This window comes from Streptomyces sp. DvalAA-14, assembly GCF_900091855.1.
Lineage (GTDB): Bacteria > Actinomycetota > Actinomycetes > Streptomycetales > Streptomycetaceae > Actinacidiphila.
The window spans coordinates 1-2,306 of sequence record NZ_FMCH01000088.1 but is presented as its reverse complement, the minus strand read 5'-3'; the positions used below and the strand labels follow the sequence as shown (position 1 = coordinate 2,306).

The 2,306-nt window shown below is 75.6% G+C and carries 3 protein-coding genes; 1 reads left to right on the top strand and 2 read right to left on the bottom strand.

What is annotated here, in order from left to right; all coding sequences use genetic code 11:
• Positions 1 to 234: 234 nt before the first annotated feature.
• Positions 235 to 423 (bottom strand): DUF5703 family protein, encoded by a 189-nt coding sequence (locus GA0115240_RS04420; RefSeq protein WP_093735332.1) that lies wholly within the window; start codon positions 421 to 423, stop codon positions 235 to 237.
• Between the two features lie 47 nt (positions 424 to 470).
• Here GA0115240_RS04420 and GA0115240_RS04415 point away from each other — a divergent pair, with 47 nt between their 5' ends.
• A complete protein-coding gene (locus GA0115240_RS04415; RefSeq protein ID WP_093735331.1) occupies positions 471 to 1,079 on the top strand; it encodes a hypothetical protein in 609 nt (202 codons plus the stop codon).
• 193 nt (positions 1,080 to 1,272) lie between these two features.
• On the opposite strand, the gene GA0115240_RS04410 is transcribed toward GA0115240_RS04415, so the two are convergent.
• The coding region (locus GA0115240_RS04410; protein WP_161302016.1) for an ATP-binding domain-containing protein at positions 1,273 to 2,306 on the bottom strand (1,034 nt) is incomplete at its 5' end.

Below are 2,306 nucleotides of genomic sequence, written 5' to 3'. Positions count from 1 at the left end.
GGCACGGACACCATGGGGTTCGCGGCCCCCGCGGCCGGCGCGCTGCTGCTCGGCGGCGCGCTGCTCTACCGCCGCGGCCGCGCCACCCGGGGCTGACCGCACACCGCGGCACCCCGCGGGCTCACGGGCCCGCCCTGACGGGACCGGGCGGCACCACATCAGCCGCCCGGCCACCCCTCCACCGCCGGGCCTCCGTGCGCCCGGCGAGCCCCAGCACGCAGCCGTCCCGCGCGGTCACCACGTCGCTCTGACCTGGCGGATGATGCGGCGGCGCAGGCGGACCCGGCGGCTGCCGTCGGCGTAGAGCCGTACCCGGTCGAGCTCCCAGTGCCCGTACTCCGCCTCGTCGGTCAGCAGCCGCGTCGCGTCCTTGCGGGAGACCCCGCGCGGCACGTACATCTCTCTGAATTCGTATTCCGGCATCGCATCTATTGTGCAAGCAACGCCCCGGTGCGGATAGCGTCTGCTTCATGTCTGATGACGTGCAGCCCACCGTGGCCGAGGTCCGCGCCGCGGTCGAGGCGTTCAAGGCCGCGCTCGACCGTCACCTCGACGCGATCGAGAACCGCGCCGGCGGGGACGACCCCGCGGTCTACGCGGCGTTCGAGGCGCTGGCCTCGGCCGCCGAGGCGTATGACGAGTTGCTGTACGAGAGCTACGACGAGGTGACGCCCTTCGAAGTGCCGGCCGGTGACGCGATGCCGGAGTACGCCGGGCCCGAGGAGCCGGAGGCGATCAGCGTGCTGATCCGCCGCGACTACACCATCGTCGAGCCCGACCGGCTGTTCGCGCAGGCCAGAAGGGCCGGCGAAGGCGACGACGACGCGGACACCACCACGGTCAACGCGGCGGTCGGGGTGATCTTCGGCGAGTACGAACCCGATGAGATCGCCCAGCGCCACAAGGAGTTCGGCCTGGAGGAGGGCGACTCCACGCTGTGGGTCTCGGCGGTGGAGCCGGCCGAACCGGGGGAGTGGCTGGACGCCCCCTTCGAGCAGGCCGATCCCCAACTGGTGGTCTGCCGCTTCGACGTGAGCGCGGTCTTCGACGACGAACTGAGCGTCCTCGACCCCGACTAGACCCGCGATGAAGCCCCGGCGGGACCCCGGCGCGAGCCCGACCCGTACTGCTCCGACCGGGTGACGGGACGGCGGGGCGGGGGCGGCAGACACCCCCGCCCCGCCGTCCCGCCCGCACCCCGTGCCGCCCCGGTCCCGCGCCAGCCGGGCGCACCCGGCTCCCGCCCCGCCGCCCCGCGGGGTGAGAGCCTGCTCACACGTCCGCTGCCAGCTCCCGGAGCACCTCGGCCAGCCGGCTCGTCCGCTCCTTCGCGGCCGGTCCCGCGACCGCTTGGGCCAGGGCCTGATCCCCGCCCTGCACCACCGACAGGTGCCGTTCGCCACGGGCGAACGCCGTGTAGACCCAGGAGCGGGTCAGCAGCGGCCCGGCGTCACCCGGTACGACCACCACGACGGCCGGCCAGCGCATCCCGGCCGCCTGGTGCCCGGTGACCGCCCAGCCGTGCCGCAGCTTCCCCGCCACGTCGTCGCGCGGCACCAGCACGCTGCCGGTCTCGCACTCCAGCCGCAGCCCTTCGGGCTCGGCGCCGACCACGATGCCCGGCCGGGTGTGCCCGGGCGCCGGGACGTACACCGCGCGGTCCCCCGGGTCGAAACCGCCGAAGCGCCCGGGGCCGGGGTTGAGCCGCTCCTTGAGCGCCGCGTTGAGCGCCCGGGTGCCGACCGCGCCGCCGTGCGCCAGGGTGATCACCTGGGTCCGGTCGGCCGGCACGCCGATCGCCCGGGGCACCGAGTCGGCGACCAGCTGGACCGTGCGGTGCAGGGCCTCCTGCGGATCGCGCACCGGGACCACCACGACCTCGCGGTCCGGGGCCTCGACCGCGGCGAGCTCACCGATGCTCACGCAGGAGGTCAGCTCGCCGATCGGGCCCGGATCGGGAGTACGGGAGGTGATCCGCGGACAGACCTTGGCGGCCAGCAGATCGGCGAACGCGCGGCCGGGGCCCGCCGACCACAGGGCGTGCGGGTCCCCGCTGAGCACCAGCCGGGCGCCGTCCGGCACCGCCTCCACCAGGTCGGCGGCCTCCTCCACGGACAACTGCGCCGCGTCGAGGACGGCCAGCAGGTCCAGGGCCAGGGTGCTGTCCTCGGCGCGGCCCGGCCCGGTGGCCCCGTCCAGCAGCCCGGCCACGGTCAGGGCGGCGTCCTCGCCCACCGCGTCGGCCAGGCGGCGCCGGCCGTTCTCGGTGTAGGCGACGGCGTAGGCGCGCAGGCCCGCGGCGCGGG

What these genes read in the sequence shown, in the direction of transcription:
- GA0115240_RS04415 (WP_093735331.1), top strand. Translation starts at nt 471, where the DNA reads ATGTCTGATGACGTGCAGCCCACCGTGGCCGAGGTCCGCGCCGCGGTC.
- GA0115240_RS04420 (WP_093735332.1), bottom strand. Translation starts at nt 423, where the DNA reads ATGCCGGAATACGAATTCAGAGAGATGTACGTGCCGCGCGGGGTCTCC.